The organism is Pseudoduganella sp. RAF53_2, from assembly GCF_052113985.1.
In the GTDB taxonomy this organism is placed as follows: Bacteria; Pseudomonadota; Gammaproteobacteria; order Burkholderiales; family Burkholderiaceae_D; genus Rugamonas.
On record NZ_JBFRDW010000864.1, the window covers coordinates 1 to 1,966 of the forward strand.

The 1,966-nt window shown below is 59.1% G+C and carries 1 protein-coding gene and 1 pseudogene; both read left to right on the forward strand.

Annotated features, from left to right (window positions below; all coding sequences use genetic code 11):
• Window positions 1-500 precede the first annotated feature (500 nt).
• Complete coding sequence (locus AB4Z11_RS30440; RefSeq protein ID WP_442029733.1) at window positions 501-1,514, forward strand: adenosine deaminase; 1,014 nt, start codon at window positions 501-503, stop codon at window positions 1,512-1,514.
• A 1-nt stretch (window position 1,515) separates the two neighbouring features.
• Window positions 1,516-1,966 (forward strand): annotated as a pseudogene (locus AB4Z11_RS30445) (ABC transporter permease); the annotation flags it as partial.

Here is a 1,966-nt window from a genome sequence, read left to right on the forward strand (position 1 = left end):
CCGCCGATGCATACGTTAGCCGATCCTTCTTGCAAAGCGCCAGGTATTCTGTGAGGGACATTTCCTCTTCCCTGGTGCGCTCGTACCGTGCTGCGTAGTTGTCAAAAATGGTCATGTGAATGTCCCTTTATGAATTAACTTGCTAGTCATTCGGTCGGCAGTCGTCGCTGGGGGCTGCTGGCCTTATCCTGTGATGTGAACTCCTTGATTTCTTGTTGTTTTATGTCGCCAGCTTGCCTGGTATGCCGGGGATTGCTCCCGGACCGGAACTGGCCTTTTTTTGCCGCGCGGGGGGAGTGCCGGCGCCTGAGTGTGTTCCGTCGAAACGCATCTTACGTTGATGAAATTTATTATTGCTCCATTGCCTCAGGAAGTAAACTTAAAACCCCCTTTTTTGTGTGACAGTAGCACGGCTGCGCACACTCTGCAGGACCGCTGCGAACCGTGTGACAGCGCACGGTATTGCGCTAAGATGCCATATCCCATACGAAAGAATTGAAATGACTACTCAAATGCGTTCCATAGTGCAAAACATGCCGAAGGCAGAACTGCACATCCATATCGAAGGTTCGCTGGAACCAGAACTGATTTTCGCATTGGCCGAACGCAATGGCGTGCAGCTCGCTTATCCCTCCGTTGAAGCGCTGCGTGCTGCTTACGCCTTCACTGATCTGCAATCCTTCCTCGACATCTATTACGCTGGCGCCAGCGTGCTGCTGCAAGAGCAAGACTTCTATGACATGACGGCGGCCTACCTGGCGCGCGCTCACGCCGACCATGTGCGCCACACTGAAATCTTTTTCGATCCACAGACACACACCGCGCGCGGCGTGCCTATCGAATATGTCATAAACGGTATTCACCGCGCTTGCGCTGACAGCCCGGTCAGCGCTTCGCTGATTATGTGCTTCCTGCGCCACTTGAGCGAAGACGATGCGATCGCCACGCTGGAAATGGCTTTGCCGCACCGCGACAAATTTATTGGCGTGGGTCTGGACTCGTCGGAAGTCGGCCATCCGCCGGAAAAATTCGCGCGCGTGTTTTCGCGCTGCCGCGATCTGGGCCTGCACCTGGTTGCCCATGCGGGCGAAGAGGGGCCGCCCTCGTATATCGAAACCGCCATCGACCTGCTGAAAGTAGAGCGCATCGACCATGGCGTGCGCTGCCTGGAAGATCCGGCTCTCACCCGTCGTCTGGCCGAGATGCGCATGCCGCTGACCGTGTGCCCGCTGTCGAACACCAAGCTGCGCGTGTTCGATCAGATGAAGGACCACAATCTGCTGCAATTGCTGGATGCCGGCCTGGTCGCGATGGTCAATTCCGATGACCCGGCTTACTTCGGCGGCTATATGAACGATAACTTCGTGGCCGTGTTCGACGCGCTGCCGCTGGGCTTGCAGCATGCCTACCAGCTGTCGCGCAACAGTTTCGAAGCAGCCTTCCTGCCGGCCGCCGAGAAGCAGCGCTACCTCGATGAGGTGGATGCTTATTTCGCCGCCTTTAACGTCGTGTGACATGCTGCGCCAGGCCCTGAGAATGACGGCGCGCGACTGGCGCGCCGGCCAGCTGCGTTTTCTGCTGATCGCACTGACCGTGGCGGTGGCGGCATTGTCCGCTGCCGGTTTCTTCATCGACCGCCTGCGCGCCGGCCTCGATCGCGACGCCCATCAGCTGCTGGGCGCCGATCTGCTGGTCACGGCGGATAACCCCATGCCGCAGGCCTGGCGCGACGAAGCGCAGCGCCGTGGCTTGCGTATTGCCGAGACGGTAGCCTTCCCCAGCATGACGCAGGCAGGTGAGGGCGATGCCGCACAATCCGTGCTGTCGGCAATCAAGGCTGTCGGCGATGGCTATCCGCTGCGCGGCCGCCTCAAGGTGACTACCAGCGCCGAGCAGGCGGCGGACAGCATCGGTGTCGCTGCTGATGGCATCCCTGCGAGCGGCACGGTGTGGATTGATCCTTCGC

Coding starts and splice junctions, on each gene's coding strand:
- AB4Z11_RS30440 (WP_442029733.1), top strand. CDS start 501: ATGACTACTCAAATGCGTTCCATAGTGCAAAACATGCCGAAGGCAGAA.